We start from the raw sequence: 536 nt of genomic DNA, 5'->3' as shown, positions 1-536 counted from the left end.
CGCTAGATCAAGCCCTGCCTGATCCATGATCGGCTGCACGCGTCCGACCCGCGCATAGCCAGAAGGCAGGTTTGCGGCATCAGCGACACCTGCCCAAAATACGGCTGCCCCATCAAGAGCTTCGAATTGGAATTGTTTTTTCGCGTTCCATTGTTCGGGCACGTGAGGGGCCAAGGCCCCCACAACACCGCCAGAAGAACCTGCGCCAATGCCGTTAGGATCGACAACTTGCACCTTTGCGCCGCGCGCGGCACAGGCCCATGCAATGGCAAGCCCAAAGATCCCTGCCCCCAAAACTGTCACATCGTAGCGCATGATTTCGCCCCTTGCCAAATTTCGGCGACAGGCTCAGTTTGCCACAAGCCCGCAATGTCGCGGGTCTTTTAAGGCAAGCCATGAATAAGAGCCAGCCACATCCCCTTGAATGGCGGACGGGTGATGTTCCCGTCTCGCGCCAATTCGATGATCCGTTCTTTTCGCTCGATAACGGATTGGCGGAAACCACCTATGTCTTCCTCAGCGGCAATGACCTACCC

Annotated in this window: 1 protein-coding gene and 1 pseudogene; one reads left to right on the top strand and one right to left on the bottom strand. The window is 57.3% G+C overall.

Annotated features, from left to right (window positions below):
• The coding region (locus ACR0B3_RS24520; protein WP_480811313.1) for an FAD-dependent oxidoreductase at positions 1 to 315 on the bottom strand (315 nt) is incomplete at its 3' end.
• Positions 316 to 395: 80 nt separating this feature from the next.
• On the opposite strand from ACR0B3_RS24520, the pseudogene ACR0B3_RS24515 reads away from it, so the two are divergent.
• Positions 396 to 536 (top strand): annotated as a pseudogene (locus ACR0B3_RS24515) (tRNA (5-methylaminomethyl-2-thiouridine)(34)-methyltransferase MnmD); the annotation flags it as partial.

This window comes from Ruegeria sp. CE9, from assembly GCF_056537425.1.
This window is presented reverse-complemented; position numbering and strand designations above follow the sequence as displayed.